The sequence below is a fragment of the Celeribacter ethanolicus genome, assembly GCF_002407265.1.
In the GTDB taxonomy this organism is placed as follows: domain Bacteria; phylum Pseudomonadota; class Alphaproteobacteria; order Rhodobacterales; family Rhodobacteraceae; genus Celeribacter; species Celeribacter ethanolicus.
The window spans coordinates 82,876-99,877 of record NZ_CP022196.1 but is presented as its reverse complement, the minus strand read 5'-3'; the positions used below and the strand labels follow the sequence as shown (position 1 = coordinate 99,877).

Here is a 17,002-nt window from a genome sequence, read left to right as displayed (position 1 = left end):
CAATCCCGGCTTGCGTGCATTTAATTTGAATACCAAATCATTTTGATGCACATGCAAATCATGGCGCAAGATGACTCCTCCCCCAAAACCCTGTTCGGCTTTCAGTTCATCCAGCTCTCCCGCCGCTGGCGCAAGGTGATCCATGCCGAGATTGCCCGCGCCGGGCTGACCGACGCCACATGGGCGCCGCTCGTGCATCTCGAGGCCGATGGCGACGGTATCAGCCAGACGGAACTGGCCGAACGCGTCGCCCTCGACACTTCGACGCTGGTGCGGCTTCTGGACATTCTCGCGGAGCGCGGATTGATCGAGCGGCGGGTGAACCCGCAGGACCGGCGAGCACGGCTGATCGTCCTGACGCCGCAGGGCCGCACGGAAGTGCAGCGCATCAAGCGGCACCTGAGCGCGGTCGAGGCCGAACTCCTCACCGGCTTGAGCGAGGCGGATGTGACCGCCCTGCTCGCCGGGTTCGCGAAAATCTCGGCCCGTGTCGAGGCCACTCTGGAGCAGAAATCCTCATGAATGCCTGGTTGACCGCCCGCGGTTTCGACACTGTTCGGATGGGCTTTGCCTTCCGCACCGCGCTTGCCGCCTGTGCCGCCTTCGTCCTCGCCTGGCTGATCGGGCTCGAACACCCGCAATGGTCTGCGATGACGGTCTGGGCCGCCTCGCAACCCACCCGTGGCCAGCTTTGGGAGAAAAGCCTGTTCCGCCTTCTGGGCTCCGTGAGCGGCACAATCGTCGGCGTGCTTCTGGTGCTGGCGATGCAGATCCACCCGGCGCTTCTGGTCGTGGGGTTGGCGCTCTGGGTCAGCGCCTGTACCTGGATCGGCAATCTTCAACGCGGCTTCGTGGCCTATGGCACCGTGCTTGCGGGCTACACCGCAGCGATGGTGTCGCTCTTGGATGCCGCCCACCCGGATCAGGTGCTGCACCTCGGCGTCGACCGGCTTGCCACCGTGCTCACCGGGGTGGTCGTCGCCACGCTGGTCGGGTCTCTGTTCGCTCCCGCCGCCGCCACTGGAGAATTGCGCGAGCGGGTGCGCCGACTGCTGTCCGATATGCTCGACAAGGCCGCCAGCGCCACACCGACCGAGAGCGACAAACGCGCTCTTCTGAACGAACTGGCCACCGTCGAGGACGGGCTCGACCCTCATGCCGCCGGGTCCATCCGTTCGCGCCAGACCATTCGCGCCACCCGCGCATTGCTGATCGCCGCCACGCCGCTTCTGCTCTGGAAACACGGCCCCGCGCAGGCTCCCGCCTTCCGCGCAGGCCTCGCAGGGGCCTCCAAGGCACTGGCCGATCAGGACATTTCCGCCGCCCGTGCCGCCCTCACGCAGGCCGCCGCGACCGAGAACCTCTCCCCCCGCCTCTCCGAGACACTCACCGCCGTCGAAACCGCGCTTGGCGACTGGCATGCGCAATCGCACAAACGCCGCAGCCTGAGCGAGATCGCCCCGCCCGTGGTGCTTCATCGCGACTGGGTCGGCGCACGCGAGGCCGGCTTGAGGGCACTCGGCGCCATCGCCCTGTTCGGCGGCCTCTGGCTGTTCACCGGCTGGAGCGTCGGCCCGTTCATGTTGCTCGGGCTGTCGGTGATGATCTCGCTGTTCTCGACCTTCGAAAACCCGGCGCAGATGATGAAATGGGTGTTCTACGGCCAGCTCGCCGGGGTCATCGGTGCGCTCGCCCTGCGCTGGCTGGTCTGGCCGCTCGCTCAGAGCGAGGCGCAGATGATCCTCCTCGCCCTGCCCTTCATCCTGATCGGCCCGGTCTTTGTCGGCCACCGCCGCACCGTGGCGATGAGTTTCGATTACAACATGGTGCTGATGCTGATGTCACAGCCGCATTGGCCGCTCACCGGCAGCTTTGGCGGCTCTTTCGCCGCGGGGCTGGCCGTGGTTGCCGCCCCGATTGCCGCGATGGTCGCCTATCTTACCGTCTATCCCGCCAATCTCAAACGTCGCACCGACACGGTGATGCGGGCGATGATCCATGATCTGCGCGATCTGGCCGCCGATCCGAAAGCGCTCAGGGCGCGATCGCATTGGCAGGCCCGGCTGTATCACCGCACCCTGCGTCTGGTGCGCCTCTCGGAACGGTCCAACCGCGCGCATCTGGCGGCGCTGGACGCGGGGTTGGCGGTGTTGAACCTCGGCCATGCGGCAATGTGGTGTCACCGGATCACCGCCGACCCGGCCCAGAGCGCGGAAGATCGTGCCGCCGCACGCGAGGCGCTCAAGGAACTGGCCAGAATGGGGCCGGCCCCGCAACAGGCCCTCACCGCACTCACACGGCTGAGCCAGCGCCCGGGACCCGAAGCGGCGCTGTTTCGCGAGGCGCTCGAAGGGCTGGACACGCTGAAACCGGCCCTCACCAACGCCTGATGGCGCGGCCTCAGACGGCGTCCACCGGGCGCGGTTTGCCTTCCGCATCGACCGCCACCATGGTGAAGCGGGCCTGGGTGACATGCTCGCGCTGCGCGGTATAGGCCCGGCGTGCCCAGACCTCGATGCGGATCACCATGGAACTGCGCCCGACCTGATCGACGGCGGTGTAGACGCAAAGCGTATCGCCCACTTTCACCGGTTGCTTGAAGACGATTTCGTTCGCGGCAATGGTCACCGTGCGCCCGTTGCAGCGCTCATTGGCGCGGATCGCGGCGGCAAGGTCCATCTGGCTCATCACCCACCCCCCGAAGATGTCCCCGGCGGCATTGGTATCGGCTGGCATGGCAAGGGTACGAAGCGTGAGCTCCATGCCGTCGGGTGTATGTGCATCTGACATGATCTGGGCTTCCATTCTCTGACTGCTCCCCCTGTCTTCCAGATGGCACAGCAAACAGACGACCTCAACCCCTTGATCCGGAAAGCAAAGCCGCTTTCACCACATCGCATGGCAAGCTGGCCAGCCACGATGCGCGGACCCGGATACAGCGCAACAGAACCTTGCGTCTGCCGGAAAACATGCCGCCTCTGATGGCCCGGAAGCGATCTGGATCACCAATCCCGATCCGCTTGGGACGTCCATCCGAGCGCGGTCCGCCCGCTGACATCGCCCCCAAACCGGACGAGCCGCACACCCGGCCTTGCGCCGAATGGCGGCATCGTCGCAGCGCGCTAGCTTCCCGGGCATGACCAAAGCCAGAGCACGCCGAGACATCCGCTTTGCGGATTGGGTCATTCATTGCGCGGAAGCCCCTGCGAATGACCCACCTTGGCAGAAGGCTCGGTCTGAGCCAGCATCCAATCCCGCGCGATCCCTGACAGCAAGGGGGCGAGGCGCATGCGCACCTGCGCGTGATACTGATCGAGCCAGCCGCGCTCCCGATCCGTCAGGAGCGCCATATCGAACAGCCCGAGCGGGATCGGCGCCATGGTCAATGGCGCAAAGCGACAGAACCCCGGCACCTCCGGGTCGGCGATCACTTCGACCTGATTTTCGATCCTGAGACCGAACTGCCCCTCTAGGTAATACCCCGGCTCGATCGTCATGATATGACCGGGCAAGAGCGGATAGGGATTGGCACGTTTGCCGAAGCGGTGCGGATGTTCGTGCACCAGAAGACTGTGCCCCACGCCATGGCCGGTGCCGTGGTCGTAATCCAACCCCATCTGCCACAAAGGCGCGCGCGCCAGAGCATCAAGATGATGTGGAAAGCTGCCTTCCGGGAACCGTGCAGAGGACAGGGCGATGAAGCCTTTGAGTACCGCCGTCGCGATCCGCCGGACATCCTCGGACACGGGACCGAAGGCTAAGGTTCGGGTGGCGTCCGTGGTGCCGTTGACGTACTGCCCGCCGCTGTCGAGCAGATAGAGCGCTTCGGGGGTGATCGGCACATTCTCCGCCCGTTTCGGCGCATAATGGCACATTGCGGCATTCGTCCCGGCGGCGGAGATCGAGTTGAAACTGGCCTCCAGAAACCCGTCCTGTTGCTGGCGCAGCCGAAGGATTTCATCCGCCGCTTCGCATTCCGTCACCGGATTTCCTGTGGCGAACCGCGCGGGCACAGTCTCGGCCAACCACGCCATGAACCCGGTCCAGGCGACCCCGTCTTTGACATGCGCCGCGCGATAGCCCGCAAGCTCCACCGCATTCTTCGCGGCCTTCAGAACCGTGACGGGATCGTCGCTCCGCACCGGCGTGCCCCCGGCCTTGAGAATCGCCGCTTCGACCGCCTGCGGCGCGAAATTGGGATCGAGCCCGATCGCATTGCCTTCGGCGATCTGCGCGAGGTGATCGAGAAACCGCTCGGGCGGCGTGATCTCGACATCCGGGTCGGGGGTGATCTGACCGGCTGTCAGTTTGTCTTTGAAAATGGCCCAGATCATCGGACCATCGACCGGCAGGATCGCGACGGACAGCGGCACCGGATGCATCGGAACATCGCGCCCCCGTGTGTTGGTCAGCCAGGCGATGTCATCGGGACGCGTCACGACCCAGGCCGCAAGACCCTGTTCGCGCAAATGCTCCCGCACACGCGCGCGTTTTTCAGCGCCGCTTTCCCCGGCGACCTCATCCGGCATCCGCCGCAGCGCCCCCATCGGCGCGGCGGGGCGGTCCGACCAGATCAAGGCGAAGGGATCGACGCTCAACGCAACGAAATCATGCCCGGCGGGCGCAATCGCCGCCGTCATCTCCTCAATCTGCGACACGGTCCAGAGCATCGGATCGTAACCGACCCGCAGCGGCTCTGAGAAGCTTCGCAAAGCGGCCTCGGGGGGCGCATCGTGCAAATGCGCGATCTGCCACAGCGTGGGATCGACCTGCCGCGTGGCCTGCACCTGATAGCGGCCATCGACGAAGAGGATCGCCCGATCCGCTGTGATCAAGGCCCGCCCCAGAGAGCCGGAAAACCCGCTGAGCCACGCCAGACAACGGTCGCGCTCCGGGCAATCCTCGCTTTGATGCGCATCGGCGGAGGTAACGAGATAGGCGGAAAGGCCATGATCGGCCATCCAGCCGCGCAGAGTGGCGAGTTTGTCGGCGGGTGTCATTGCAGGCCCCTTTGCACCATGTCGAACAGGCGTTGAAGCACGCGCGGATCGCGGCGCAACCCGTCGTGTTCGTATTCATTCGTGACCCAGGCGCGCAGATTGCCAACCCGACCCGCCGTGTCCAGCGACAGCCCGGCATCGACATACATATCGTCGTAGTAGACGACCGCCGCCACCGGCACCTGATTGTCCCGCAGCCGCGCCAGATCGTAGAACGGCGCATCGAACCGGCGCCGGGCCAGCGCATCCGTGGCCGCAGCGAACGGGCGCAGGGTGCGAATGTCCTCGAACATCCAAGGGAACATCATTTCGCCGGTGAACATCAGGGGGCGCTGGTCGGGGGCGAACTCCGGATGCACCTCCCGCGCCCGCTGCGCCGCCCAGGCGGAGACATTGCCGCTTTGGGCATAGATCGTCTCCTGCAAGGCGGCGAAAAGCGGATTGGTGGCAAAGCCTGTGCGGGTCATGACCTCGAACAGAAACGTGTCGCTCAAAACGCCGTCTGCGGCAAAGGCCTCGTCCAGCAGCCAATGCAGATTTTCGAAACAGGGTGCCATGCCGAAATCCATACCAAGCGTCTGGAACCGCTCCACGCTCAGCCTGTCGCCATCGGGCAGCCGGACATCCTCTTGCGTCAGAAGATCGGCAATGCGGGCAACGGTTTCGACATCCTGCGGATAGCGGGCGTAGAAGGTCTCCGTCTTGGCCTTCACGCGCGGGAATGTGCGGGCATAGACATCGTCGGCGCTGGCCGTGAGACCGGGCAAGCCGCCGGTCACGTAACAGGCTTCAAGCGCCTCGGGCGCGAAGGACAGGTAGCTGAGCGTCAGGAACCCGCCGTAGCTCTGCCCCAAAGTGGACCATTTACGCCCACCAAAGAGGGTTTTGCGCAGGTGTTCGGCATCGCGAATGATGCTGTCGGCACGAAAACAGGAGAGGAAATCCGCGCCTTTTTCCGCCGTCGCAAACGCCGCCATATGACGTCCCTCGACCGGCGAGGAGCGGCCCGTGCCACGCTGATCCATCAGGATCACCCGAAACTGTTTGAGCGCCACGTCGAGCCAGGGTGGCGTGCCGTCCTGAGGCCGGTTGGACTTGCCGCCGGGGCCGCCTTGCAGGAACAGAAGACAGGGCAGGTCGTCATGCTTGCGCATCGGATCGACCACCTCGCGGGCGAACAAGGTGATGGTCTCGCCCTCCGGCTTCGACCAATCGAGCGGCACGGCAAGGCTGTGATCCGTGAGGACCAGACCGGGGATGGAATAAGACAAAGACGACATGGAACCCTCAGCGTGTGCGTGGATCGAGTGCCGCATAGAGCAAATCGACCAGAATATTGGAGATAACGATGAACAGCCCGCCCAAAAGGACGACACCGATGATGATCGGTCGATCCTGATTGCGCACCGCCTGCACAGCCATGGAACCGACACCTTGCAGCCCGTAGACCTGCTCGATGACGATCACGCCACCCAGCATGACGGCAATATCGGCGCCCAATTGCGTGACCAGAGCGGTCAGGGTCGCGCGCATGCCGTGTTTGTAGACCACGCGACGCTCGCTCAGCCCCTTGGCGCGGGCGGTGCGGATGTAATCCTCGCCCAGCACGGACAAAAGCTGGCCACGGGTCAACCGGGCATAGATCGCCGCCGTCACCAGAGCCAGCGTCAGCCACGGCAGGGTCAGATGCCACGCCCATTTCAGCGGATCGTCGAGCAAAGGCGCATAGCCGCCGGGCGGGAACAGCACGAAGCCATTTTTGCGCGGCAGGAAATACAGCGTGTAAAGCGCCAGCATGCCCAAAACGAAGGTCGGAAAACTCAGCCCGATCAGGATGAACACCTGCCCCAAACGGTCGCGCAGCCCGCCGGCAAACCGCGCCGACATGATGCCGATGGGAATGCCGATGGCAAGCCAGACCACGACACCGCCCAAGACCAGGGACACAGTGACTGGAATGCGTCGCACGATCAGATCCACGACAGGCTGTTGATTGCGATAGGAAAACCCCAGATCGCCCCGCAGCGCATCGCCCAGAAACGACGCGTATTGCACCAGAATGGGGCGGTCGAGTCCGAGGTTTTCGCGGATTTGCGCAAGCTGCTGCGCGGTGGCCTTTTCGCCCGCGATCATCCGCGCGGGATCACCCGGCGCGACATAGAACAGCAGGAAGACGAAGGCGCTGAGCGTGAAGAGCACCAGAACGCCAAAAGACAGACGACGGGTCAGAAAGGCGATCATTGCGCGGTCTCCTTGCGAGTTGTAGTGCGGTTTTTGCGGGATTTACGGCGGCGGACGATCTTGCGCCCTTTCGGGTCCAAAGCATCGCGCAACCCGTCACCCAGAATGTTGAAGGCAAGCGTCGTGAACAAAAGCGCAAAGCCCGGGAACACCACCAGCCACCAGGCCACGAGGTAGATCGAATTCGCCCCCGCATCGGCCAACATCCCGCCCCAGCTCGGCGTCGGCGGCACGATGCCAAGGCCAAGGAAGGACAGCGTCGCTTCGAACACGATGGAGGACGGGATCATCATCGTCGTGTAGACGATGATCGGCACCGCCAGATTGGGCAGTACATCGCGGATCAGGATCGACAGGTTCGACGCCCCCATCGAGCGGCTGGCCTGAATGAATTCACGCTTGGCAATAGAGGCGCTTTCGGCGCGGATCACCCGCCCGATGGTCGTCCAGCTGAAGAACACGATGACCGAGACTGACAGGCTCAGAGACGGGCCGAAGACCGACACCAGCGCCAGTGCGCAGAGGAGGAACGGCACGCTCATCACCAGATCCATGATCCGGCCCAGAACCGTATCGACCCAACCGCCGAAGAACCCCGCGCACATGCCGATGGTCACGCCAATCGTCGCCGCAGCGAGCGAGGCCAAAACACCCACGGCAAGGGAAATTCGTGCACCGTAAGCCAGTCGTACAAAGACATCGCGACCAAGCTGATCGGTGCCCATCAGAAAAGACCCGTTCGGCCCGACGGGCAGGCCCATCGGCGTCATGCCGGTCTCGCGATATTGCTCGATCGCACTGTGGCCGGTCCAGATCTCGGTCAGCGGGGCAAAAATGGCGAAGAGGCTCAGCAGCACGATAAAGGCGAAGGCGATCAGCGTCGCGGGATCTCGCAACAAGCGCCGCATGGTTAGGGCAAAGGCACCGCGCTGGACGATCTCAGGTGCATCCGAGAAGGACGTCGAAGAGGGGGCGTTGCTCATGCCTGGGCCTCCTGTGTCATAAAGGGCGTTTCCGAAATCAGATGGCGTGTGTCCACTCCAGTCAGAGCCGGGGGATGATGTGTGGCCCCCAAAAGTTCGCGGGTGAAGGGATGTGCGGGGGCGCGGAAGAGCTGCTCGGAGGTGGAGCTTTCGACGATCTGGCCCTTGTCCATGACGGCGATCCGGTCACAGATGTGGCGCACCACCGAGAGATCATGGCTGATGAACAGATAGGTCAGACCCAGTTCGCGCTGAAGCGCCTGCAAGAGGTTCAGAATCTGCGCCTGAATCGAGACATCAAGCGCCGAGACCGGTTCATCGAGGATGATCAGCGCAGGCTCCAAAGCCAGCGCACGGGCGATGCCGATCCTTTGCCGTTGGCCACCGGAGAACTCGGAGGGGAAGCGGTTGAAATGTTCGGGATTCAGCCCGACGATTTCCATGAGTTCCTGCACCCGCGCCTTGCGGCTGGCCGCCGTACCGATGTTGTGGATGCGCATCGGATCGCTGATGATCGCACCGACACGACGGCGCGGATTGAGCGAGCCGAAAGGGTCCTGGAACACCATCTGAACCCGCCGCCGCATCTCGCGCCAACGTGCGGCGGTGAGGCTGGCGATGGGTTCGCCCTGAATTTTGACCTCGCCATCGGTCGGCACCGCAAGACCGGCCAAAACGCGGGCGAGTGTGGATTTGCCACAGCCGGATTCGCCCACCAGTCCCAGCGTCTCGCCCTTGCGCACGGTCAGGTCCACGCCGTTCAAAACATGGTTCTCCACTGCCCGGCCAAAGCCCTTTTTCGTGCGGTAGGTGAGCGACAGGCCGGAGGCCTCGACCACATAGCGCGCGGATGTGCGCGATGCGGCAGGCGGGGTCGTTTGCTCCGTCACAGGCTCATCCTCAGGAAGGCTGGCCGTGAAATGGCACAGCGCCTCGGTCGCGTCACTATAGCGGCGCAGCGGCGGGGGCGTCGTGTGGCACAGGTCGCTGGCCTGCGCACAGCGCGGCGCAAAAACACATCCACGGGGTCGCGCCAAGAGGCTTGGTGGCTTGCCGGCAATCGGGATCAACGGGCTGCCATTGCTGTCGGCGGCGGGCGAAGAACGCAACAGGCCCAACGTGTAGGGATGCGCCGGCATGGCAAACAGCGCCTCCGTCGCGCCGATCTCAAGCCGGGTGCCCGCATACATCACCATCACATGATCGGCGACCGAAGACAAAAGCCCCAGATCATGGGTGATCATGATCACCGTCGTGCCGAAACTGCGACGCATCTCGTCCAGCAGTTCGACGATCTGAGCCTGAACTGTCACATCGAGCGCGGTGGTCGGCTCGTCGGCGATGATCAGCGGCGGGCGCAGGATCAGCGCCATGGCGATCATCACGCGTTGCCGCATGCCGCCGGAAAATTCGTGAGGATAGGCATCGTATCTTTTGTCCGCCTCCGCAATGCCGACCCGTTCGAGCATCTCGACCACGCGCCGTCTCGCTTCGGCTTTGTCCACTTTTTCATGGGCATGGATCATTTCGGCGATCTGCGATCCGATGGTGTAAAACGGATGCAGGCTTGAGAGCGGGTCCTGGAAAATCATGCCGATCTGCGCCCCGCGCAGGGCACGCCGCTCCGCCTCGCTCATCGTCAGCATGTCGCGCCCGTTGAACAGCACTTCGCCCTCGATCTCGGCGCCCGGCAACAACCCCGCGATGGCCTGCATCAGGACGCTTTTGCCCGACCCGGACTCGCCCGCAATGCCGAAAAGTTCGCCTTCTTCGACGGAAAAGGACACCGAATTGGCGGCATGGATCCCCCCGTCTTCGGTTGGGATACGAATGGTGACGTTGCGCGCTTCTATCAGGGGCATTTCAGGTCCATTTGTGGTCCCGCGGCCCATGGCCGGACGGAACTCTGTTGTGCATTTGGAAGTCGGTTCGGATTGCAGCCAAGGGGAAGCGGCTGCAATCCAGTGTTCAGAGCGATGGCTCAGTGTGTCAGCGATTCAGCCAGACATTGGTCCAATCACCCTGCCCGCCCAACGCGTAGGGTTGGAAGTTCTCGACCGCGGGCCCACGATAAAGCACGACCTGCTCCGAGTAGTAGGGCACCACCGGCGCATCGGCCATGACCAGCTCGTCGACCTGGGCCCAGAGCCGCGCGGCCTCTTCGGGCGTGGTGGCGTTGATCGCCTGTTTGGCGACCTCATTGGCCTCCGGATTGTTGTAGTCGGTGTAGTTGTAGGTCTGGTGGCGCCCATCAAAGGTGAACTGCGGCTGGAAGACCGACCGCGCAGCGCCGCCGACCCAATCCGGCGCCCAGCCGACCGGCGCGATGTCCCATGCCCCCTCTTCGGTGTTGCGCGGATTGGTCATGAATTTGGAATAGTAATCCGAGGCCGTCACCGGAGTGAGCTCCAACGTGATCCCCGCCTCCGCCATAGCGGCCTGAATGGTCTGGGCGATCTCCGGTTGGTTGTTCTGATTGCGATACGGCATCTTAAGCGTGATGCCATCCGGGTAGCCCGCCTCGGCCAGAAGCGCGCGCGCCTTCTCGGGATCCCCGGCATCGCCCTCGGAGGGGTAGAGATCGAAGTCGTGATAGCCCAGAACACCAGCGCCGAAGATGCCGCTTTGCGGTTGTGCCATGGCAGGCCCGCCCATCTGCTGCACCAGAGCCGTCTTGTCGATGGCGTAGTTCAGAGCCTGACGCACGCGCAGATCCTTCAAGGCGCCGCCATTGTTGTCGGACACGGTGTTGATGAACAGAAACGCGGTGCGCCCGGCCGACATGGTCATCACCTTGTCGTCCGCCGTCGCGGTCAGAAGCGACAGGATCGCGGGTGGGATGGTGATGTCATAGACCATATCCGCGTCGCCGGCCTGAAGCTGTTGAATGGCCGCATCCGGCTGAATGCCGAAGGTGATTTCGATATTGTCGACATTGGCGGCGCGCAGCGGATCCGCCTCGGCACTCCAGGCCGGGTTGCGCGCGAGGGTCAGGGAGGCGTCGGGGACGTAATCCACCGGCGTGTAAGGCCCGGATGCGATGAAGTTTTCGCGATACTCCGGCCCATCCGGCATATAGTCGAGCACTTCGATCGGTGCGGGCGCGGAGGTCGGCAGGGACACCATGTAGATGAAATCGCCCGCGGTCTCGGACAGTGTGATGTCAACGGTCAGATCGTCAGGCTGGGTGATGCCCGAGATGTCGTTCTCCTCGATATAGGCCTTCATCGCTTCGACCGTCGGTTCCACCTCGGCGAAGCCGTCGCAGAACGTGTCCATCCCGTCGATCAGCGACACGAAATAGGTCAGCATCGCGGACCCCAGCGCCGGATTGCACATGCGTTTCACGCCGCGCTCGAAATCGGTCGAGGTGATCTGACGCGCGCCGCCCGGCGTGTTCCACATCGCTCCTTCGCGCAGATGAAAGGTGTAGGTCAGCCCCCCGTTCGTCGGCTGAGGCACTTCGGTGGCGAGATCGCCGACGGGGCGAATGCGCTCTTCTTCGTCGGTGGAGGCGTGATAGCTGATCAACGTGCGTTGCGTCGCACGCAGGAAATTGTTGGTGGTCACCAGCGCCCCACTCGTCGGGTCGAAGTGATCCAGATCGGCTGTGCCGACGATCCTGAGCGTGCCGCCCTTTTGCGCATCCTGGGCCAGTGCTCCACCCGCCAGTGCAAGCGTCATGGCCGTGCAGACCGCTGTGTTCCGGAACGCGTGCTTCGAGAGCTGTATCAGTTTCATGTGACTTCCCTGCTTGTTCATTATGCAGCCACGCTAGCAACAGCATCGCTCGCAATCCAGTATAAAATACTATTTGTATTTTTAATGTAGATTAAAAATGTTTTATGCGCATTTTTTAACATATGCGCAAAATATAAGCAGAAACGAAAAACGCCCTGACCTGTCAAAACAACAGATCAGGGCGCGGGATGTGATGGTTACACGAGGTCCAGCGGCAGAACGGCAGACGGGATGTTCTGATAGCAGACCGGACGCAGGAAGCGACGAATCGCCATCGTCCCCACGGAGGTCGCCCCGAAATTGGTCGAGGCCGGGTAAGGCCCGCCGTGCACCATGCTGTCGCACACCTCGACGCCGGTCGGGAACCCATTTGCCATGACGCGGCCCGCCTTGCGTTCGAGAATGGGCATGAGCTGACCCGCAAGCGCCATATCGGCCTCATCCATATGCAGGGTCGCGGTCAGCTGGCCCTCAAAGGATTTCGCCACCTCGATCATTTGCGCCGCGTCCTTCACGGTGACGATCAGACCGAGCGGACCAAAGACCTCTTCCGACAGGGTCTCATTCGTCAGCCAATCTTCGGCCTTCACTTTGAACAGGAAGGGTTTCGCCTCGCGGCGGTCGCACATCTGGGTCAAAAGCTCCTGCACGCCGGGCTGGGTTTTGATCTTGGCGCCGCCTTTGACATAGGCGCTGGCGATGCCCTCGGTGAGCATGACCTGTGACCCGGTGGCGGTGAGCGCCGCGAGCGCCGCTTTGGTAAAGGCCTCTTCTTCGGCGCCTTCGATAACCACGACGATCCCCGGATTGGTGCAGAACTGCCCCGCCCCCATCGCCAGCGACCCGGCCCAGCCTTTGCCAAGCTCCTCACCGCGTGCCGAGAGCGCCTCCGGCAAGAGGAACATCGGGTTGACCGAGCCCAGCTCGCCAAAGAACGGGATCGGGTTGACCCGCTTGGCGCAGAGATCGAACAGCGCGCGGCCACCAGCGAGAGAGCCGGTGAAGCCCACGGCATTGATCAGATGATGCTGGACCAAAGCCGCGCCGACCTTGTGCGCGCCGCCATGCACCATTGAGAAGACGCCCGCAGGCAAGCCGCATGTTTCAATTGCGGCTTTGAAGGCGTCGGCGACGATCTCGGAGGTGGCCGGGTGGGCTTCGTGGCCCTTCACAACGACCGGACAACCCGCCGCCAAGGCAGAGGCCGTGTCCCCGCCCGCGACCGAGAAAGCGAGCGGAAAGTTCGACGCGCCGAACACCGCGACCGGCCCGATGGGGCGCTGCATCAGACGCAGATCGGGACGCGGCAGAGGCGCGCGATTCGGCAGGGCCTCGTCATGGCGGCGGTCCAGATAGTCGCCTTTGCGAATGTGATCGGCAAAAAGTTTGAGCTGGCCAGTGGTGCGTTCGCGCTCGCCCACAAGACGCGCTTCGGGCAAGCCGCTTTCCGCCATGGCAGTGGGCGTGATCAGATCGGCGCGGGCTTCGATCTCGGCGGCGATGGTTTCGAGAAACGCCGCGCGCTCTTCGCGCGTCGTGTAGCCATAGGTCCAGAACGCGTCCTCTGCGGCCTGCACGGCCTGGTCGACCAGCGCGGGCGTGCCTTTGGAAAAACTCTGGCCCTCGCCGGTCGTCGGCGTGGAGGTAAAGCTCTCCGCGCCCGCAACCCATGCGCCTGCAATCAAATGTTTCCCATGCGGGGTGAATGTCATGTCGTATCCTTTCAGAATCTCAGAACAGCCGACGCCGCGCACGACACCTCACACCACGGTAAACCCGTGGGCATAGGGGTCGCGGTCGTCGATGAAGATGGTGTTGAAGCCGGTCTGGCGCGCCCATCCGCCAATAGAGGGGATGATCGCATCGCGCTCTTTGTCCTTGGCACCGACTTTGACGGCGGCTTCGACGCGGCCCTTGAACAGGCTGCCGATGATGCTTTCGTGGATAAATTCATCACCCACGTTGAGCCGACCTTTGGCGGCCCATTGCGCCATGCGCGCCGAGGTGCCGGTGCCACAGGGCGAGCGGTCGATGGCCTTGTCGCCATAGAACACGGCGTTGCGGGCCGTCGCGCCCTCGATCGTCGGTTTGCCGGTCCACATGATATGCGACAGCCCGTTGATCTCGGGCTTTTCGGGGTGCACGAAATCGTATTTCTCATTGAGCGCCCGACGCAGCGCCCGGCTCATTTCGATCAACTCGCCCGCCGTAAAATCGGCCATATCATTGAAACAGGCCTGCGGCTCGACGATGGCGTAGAAATTGCCGCCATAAGACACATCCACCGTCACCTCGCCCAGCGCGTCAATCTCTGCGATCAGCCCCTCGGCATAGAGGAAGGCAGGCACATTGGTGAGGCGCACCTCCTCGATGAAACGGCCCTCCTGGCGGTAGTCGATGGACACGGGACCGGCGGGCGTATCGAGCATGAGCTTGCCCGGCTCTTTCGGCGTCACCAACCCGTTCTCGATCGCCATTGTGACCGTGCCGATGGTGCCGTGCCCGCACATCGGCAGACAGCCGGAGGTCTCGATGAACAGCACGGCGACATCGCAATCCTCGCGCGTCGGCGGGTAGAGGATGGAGCCGGACATCATGTCATGCCCGCGCGGCTCGAACATCAGCCCGGTGCGGATCCAGTCGAAGTCGCGCAGGAAATGCGCGCGCTTTTCGATCATGTTCGCGCCTTCGAGACGCGGACCGCCCCCCGCCACAAGACGCACGGGGTTGCCACAGGTGTGGCCGTCGATACAGGTGAAGGTGTGATTGCTCATGCGCGATATCCGGCAAATCTGGTGGGACGGAACGGGGTAAGATCGAGGGACGGTGTGCGCCCGGCGATCAGATCAGAGACCACCCGGGCGGTTCCCGCAGATTGCGTGAGACCCAGGTGGCCATGGCCAAAGGCGAACACCACGGAAGAGGTGTCGGGATGTGCGCCGATGACAGGGAGGGAGTCCGGCATGGAGGGGCGGAACCCCATCCATTGTGTGCCGCCTTCGGTGTCGAGTGTCGGCAGGAAGCGCTTGGCCTTGGTCAAAAGCGCCTCGGCGCGGGCCATGCGCGGGGCGAGGGTCATCCCGCCCAGTTCGACCGCACCGCCGACCCGCACGCCCTCGCCGATTTTCGTGACGACGAAGCCATGATCGGAGAAGGTCAGATGGGTTTTCAGATCGAACGCGCCGGCAGGCAGTGTGGTGTTATAGCCGCGCTCAGTTTCGAGCGGCAGCTTGAGGCCGAGGGTCTTGAGAAGCGGATTGCCATAGGCCCCTGCGGCCAGGACAACTTTATCGAACCGCTCCGCGCCTTCCTCAGAATGCACGACAGCCCCCTGCTCTGCCGGTTCGATCCGGGTGACATCGCGGCGGGCGAAAGTGGCGCCCAGACGCTGCGCCTCTTCAGCGATGCGACGGGTCCAGACTGCCGGATCGGTGACGTTTTTCCACTCGGGCGTGAACCCCGCATGGGTAAAGCGCGGATCAATGCCGGGCTGAATCTCGGCAATCGCCTCCGGGCCTGTCAGGAATTCGAATTTCACCCCGGCCTTGCGGCGCTCGTCCCAGCCCTTTTGGCTGGCCTGAAACGCGGTCTCTCCTTCGTAGAGCTGCATCTGTCCCTCGGGACGGATAAGATCGGAGAGATTGAAATCGGCCACCAGCGCATCGAGCGCCTCTTGCGACAGGCGCATCATGTCGGACTGCGCCTTGAGTGCTGCGACATAGCGGTCCCGCCAGCTCGCGCGCCAATACCGGATGAGCCAGGGAGCGATTGTCAAAGCATAGGCGGGCGGCACGGAGAGCGGCCCGAGCGGGTCGAGCAGCCATTTCGGCGCCTTCTTCATGATCCCCGGCGTCGCCAGCGGAATCACATCGGCAAAAGCAAAGGCACCGGCATTGCCCTGCGAGGCTCCGGCGGCCACGCCGTCGCGGTCGAGCAGCGTCACGGCATGACCGTCACGCACCAGATCGAGCGCGGCGCTTGCGCCGATGATTCCCGCTCCGATAACACAAACCTTCATGAAGAGAGCCCTTCCCTGATCTCACGGCCAGATCTCACGACCTAATCTCATGGCCGGAACGCTAACACTCTGCATTTGCTTTGTCGACAATAAAAATTTTTAAAAGGGTATGGCGCCGTATTCCCCGTTTATGCAAACATATTTCACGTTGAGCAGAGGACATCCAACTCATGACAAAAACCAAAGAAAAAAAAGCCGATCACCCTCCGCTAAAGCGTGGATCGGGGGTCACGCATGTCTATGAGACCCTGCGCAACGAGATCATCGAGCTAAAACTCACCCCCGGCAGCCCGATCGACGAGGTTCAGTTGTCCGAGCGGTTTTCGCTGTCGCGCACGCCGATCCGGGAGGCGCTTGTGCGGCTGGCAGCCGAGGGGCTTATTACCACGCTGACCAACCGCGCCACGATCGTCTCCAACATCGACTTTCTGAATTTGGCCGACTTCTTTGACGCGCTCACACTGATGTACCGCGTCACCACCCGCCTTGCCGCGCAGAAGCATCGCCCGGAGCATATCGCGGAAATTCAGGCGTTTCAGGACGCCTTTGCCCAGACCGTCGCCGAACAGGATGTGCTCGGGATGATTGCCAGCAATCGCGATTTCCATGTCGCCATCGCCAGGGCGGGTGGCAATCGCTATTACATCGAACTGTTCACCCGGCTGCTGGACGAAGGCCGACGCATCTTGCGGCTGTATTATTCTTCTTTCAACGACAAGCTGCCGCAACAATATGTCACCGAGCACGAAGACATGATTGCCGCCATTGTCGCCCGGGACGTGAGCCGCGCGGATGAGCTGGCCCGAATCCATGCGGACCAGATCGTGTTGCAGATCCAGTCTTATATCTCCGCAGATACGCGCCCGAACGCGACCCTGTCGCTCTAAACGGCAGCACATCCCCTTTACGAGAGCGGCCTTTCAGGGCCGCTCTTTTTCATTTCCGGCACAAACATCACCAACAACCGATTGCTTTTTAATCATTTTCACTTCGGCTTTCATTTTTAAATTTTATTTGTC

The 17,002-nt window shown here is 62.8% G+C and carries 13 protein-coding genes; 3 read left to right on the top strand and 10 right to left on the bottom strand.

Features of this window, described 5'->3' with window-relative positions:
• Positions 1-60 precede the first annotated feature (60 nt).
• Both CEW89_RS00450 and CEW89_RS00445 read left to right on the top strand, forming a co-directional pair.
• On the top strand, positions 61-522 hold the full coding sequence (locus CEW89_RS00450) for a MarR family winged helix-turn-helix transcriptional regulator (RefSeq protein ID WP_066705822.1): 462 nt from the start codon (positions 61-63) through the stop codon (positions 520-522).
• The gene (locus tag CEW89_RS00445; RefSeq protein ID WP_096804496.1) at positions 519-2,390 is read left to right on the top strand and encodes an FUSC family protein; all 1,872 of its coding nucleotides are present in this window, start codon (positions 519-521) and stop codon (positions 2,388-2,390) included. Before CEW89_RS00450 ends, CEW89_RS00445 begins: the two co-directional genes overlap by 4 nt.
• A gap of 10 nt (positions 2,391-2,400) precedes the next feature.
• Here CEW89_RS00445 and CEW89_RS00440 read toward each other — a convergent pair whose 3' ends face one another.
• The 10 genes from CEW89_RS00440 to CEW89_RS00395 all read right to left on the bottom strand — a co-directional run bounded on the left by CEW89_RS00440 (position 2,401) and on the right by CEW89_RS00395 (position 15,983).
• Complete coding sequence (locus CEW89_RS00440) at positions 2,401-2,790, bottom strand: acyl-CoA thioesterase (RefSeq protein ID WP_244906123.1); 390 nt, start codon at positions 2,788-2,790, stop codon at positions 2,401-2,403.
• A gap of 392 nt (positions 2,791-3,182) precedes the next feature.
• Positions 3,183-5,000, bottom strand: coding sequence for an aminopeptidase P family protein (locus CEW89_RS00435; protein ID WP_096804495.1), 1,818 nt, complete (start codon positions 4,998-5,000; stop codon positions 3,183-3,185).
• Positions 4,997-6,280 (bottom strand): alpha/beta fold hydrolase, encoded by a 1,284-nt coding sequence (locus CEW89_RS00430; protein ID WP_096804494.1) that lies wholly within the window; start codon positions 6,278-6,280, stop codon positions 4,997-4,999. The genes CEW89_RS00435 and CEW89_RS00430 overlap by 4 nt, the downstream gene beginning before the upstream one ends.
• 7 nt (positions 6,281-6,287) lie before the next feature.
• Positions 6,288-7,241 carry an ABC transporter permease gene (locus CEW89_RS00425; RefSeq protein WP_096804493.1) on the bottom strand — a complete coding sequence of 318 codons (954 nt, stop codon included), beginning with the start codon at positions 7,239-7,241 and terminating at the stop codon, positions 6,288-6,290.
• Positions 7,238-8,224 carry an ABC transporter permease gene (locus CEW89_RS00420; protein WP_096804492.1) on the bottom strand — a complete coding sequence of 329 codons (987 nt, stop codon included), beginning with the start codon at positions 8,222-8,224 and terminating at the stop codon, positions 7,238-7,240. Before CEW89_RS00420 ends, CEW89_RS00425 begins: the two co-directional genes overlap by 4 nt.
• Complete coding sequence (locus CEW89_RS00415; protein WP_096804491.1) at positions 8,221-10,086, bottom strand: dipeptide ABC transporter ATP-binding protein; 1,866 nt, start codon at positions 10,084-10,086, stop codon at positions 8,221-8,223. Before CEW89_RS00415 ends, CEW89_RS00420 begins: the two co-directional genes overlap by 4 nt.
• Before the next feature lie 127 nt (positions 10,087-10,213).
• Positions 10,214-11,965, bottom strand: a complete 1,752-nt coding sequence (locus CEW89_RS00410; protein WP_198403469.1) for an ABC transporter substrate-binding protein — start codon at positions 11,963-11,965, stop codon at positions 10,214-10,216.
• 197 nt (positions 11,966-12,162) lie between these two features.
• Entirely contained in the window at positions 12,163-13,677 is a 1,515-nt protein-coding gene (locus CEW89_RS00405) for an aldehyde dehydrogenase (NADP(+)) (RefSeq protein WP_096804490.1), read from the bottom strand.
• Positions 13,678-13,725: 48 nt separating this feature from the next.
• Positions 13,726-14,739 (bottom strand): 4-hydroxyproline epimerase, encoded by a 1,014-nt coding sequence (locus tag CEW89_RS00400; protein ID WP_096804489.1) that lies wholly within the window; start codon positions 14,737-14,739, stop codon positions 13,726-13,728.
• The gene (locus tag CEW89_RS00395; protein WP_096804488.1) at positions 14,736-15,983 is read right to left on the bottom strand and encodes an NAD(P)/FAD-dependent oxidoreductase; all 1,248 of its coding nucleotides are present in this window, start codon (positions 15,981-15,983) and stop codon (positions 14,736-14,738) included. The genes CEW89_RS00400 and CEW89_RS00395 overlap by 4 nt, the downstream gene beginning before the upstream one ends.
• Before the next feature lie 170 nt (positions 15,984-16,153).
• On the opposite strand from CEW89_RS00395, the gene CEW89_RS00390 reads away from it, so the two are divergent.
• Positions 16,154-16,870: a GntR family transcriptional regulator gene (locus CEW89_RS00390; RefSeq protein WP_066705406.1), complete on the top strand. Its 717-nt coding sequence runs from the start codon at positions 16,154-16,156 to the stop codon at positions 16,868-16,870.
• The last annotated feature ends 132 nt before the right edge of the window (positions 16,871-17,002 follow it).

Excerpts from the sequence above, each read along its gene's own strand:
- CEW89_RS00450 (WP_066705822.1), top strand. The coding sequence starts at position 61 with ATGGCGCAAGATGACTCCTCCCCCAAAACCCTGTTCGGCTTTCAGTTC.
- CEW89_RS00445 (WP_096804496.1), top strand. The coding sequence starts at position 519 with ATGAATGCCTGGTTGACCGCCCGCGGTTTCGACACTGTTCGGATGGGC.
- CEW89_RS00440 (WP_244906123.1), bottom strand. The coding sequence starts at position 2,790 with ATGTCAGATGCACATACACCCGACGGCATGGAGCTCACGCTTCGTACC.
- CEW89_RS00435 (WP_096804495.1), bottom strand. The coding sequence starts at position 5,000 with ATGACACCCGCCGACAAACTCGCCACTCTGCGCGGCTGGATGGCCGAT.
- CEW89_RS00430 (WP_096804494.1), bottom strand. The coding sequence starts at position 6,280 with ATGTCGTCTTTGTCTTATTCCATCCCCGGTCTGGTCCTCACGGATCAC.
- CEW89_RS00425 (WP_096804493.1), bottom strand. The coding sequence starts at position 7,241 with ATGATCGCCTTTCTGACCCGTCGTCTGTCTTTTGGCGTTCTGGTGCTC.
- CEW89_RS00420 (WP_096804492.1), bottom strand. The coding sequence starts at position 8,224 with ATGAGCAACGCCCCCTCTTCGACGTCCTTCTCGGATGCACCTGAGATC.
- CEW89_RS00415 (WP_096804491.1), bottom strand. The coding sequence starts at position 10,086 with ATGCCCCTGATAGAAGCGCGCAACGTCACCATTCGTATCCCAACCGAA.
- CEW89_RS00410 (WP_198403469.1), bottom strand. The coding sequence starts at position 11,965 with ATGAAACTGATACAGCTCTCGAAGCACGCGTTCCGGAACACAGCGGTC.
- CEW89_RS00405 (WP_096804490.1), bottom strand. The coding sequence starts at position 13,677 with ATGACATTCACCCCGCATGGGAAACATTTGATTGCAGGCGCATGGGTT.
- CEW89_RS00400 (WP_096804489.1), bottom strand. The coding sequence starts at position 14,739 with ATGAGCAATCACACCTTCACCTGTATCGACGGCCACACCTGTGGCAAC.
- CEW89_RS00395 (WP_096804488.1), bottom strand. The coding sequence starts at position 15,983 with ATGAAGGTTTGTGTTATCGGAGCGGGAATCATCGGCGCAAGCGCCGCG.
- CEW89_RS00390 (WP_066705406.1), top strand. The coding sequence starts at position 16,154 with ATGACAAAAACCAAAGAAAAAAAAGCCGATCACCCTCCGCTAAAGCGT.